Annotated in this window: 1 pseudogene; it reads left to right on the top strand. The window is 50.5% G+C overall.

The window, feature by feature from the left end:
* Positions 1 to 194, top strand: a pseudogene (locus BHE89_RS26570) (hypothetical protein); the annotation flags it as partial.
* Positions 195 to 404 lie beyond the last annotated feature (210 nt).

Raw genomic sequence — 404 nt, 5'->3', positions numbered from 1 at the left:
GCGAAGGCTCAAATGACTTGCTACCCAGTGTGCTGATGCGTACTGACAGCGGTTATGAGCTTGGGGTTAGCACTGGACTAGGCGAGAACACTATCCATCCAGCTACGCTGGAAGGCGCTGGTGAACTCCGCCCGGAACATGGTCACAAACCCCTGCTGATGTTGGTTTACCTGCAACAGCGTTTTCGCGGATGACTTTTCAAACGTAGAGAAGCCGCTGGTGGCATTCTGTGATGAACAGGGTGATACCTTCGACTACGAGCGTTTTTGATTCACTAAAACCCCTCATTGAACGGTTTGGTTTCAGCTACGACGAAGTAAGAGCAGATGCAGAAAGGCTTGGCCTTGTATCTGAGCTGATTCGCCTGGCAGAGATCGATGCCGAACAAGAGGATCACTTTTTTT

Source organism: Shigella sp. FC1967 (assembly GCF_001743005.1).
GTDB lineage: Bacteria > Pseudomonadota > Gammaproteobacteria > Enterobacterales > Enterobacteriaceae > Proteus.
The sequence above is the reverse complement of the archived record's forward strand: the minus strand, read 5'-3'. Positions and strand labels throughout refer to the sequence as shown.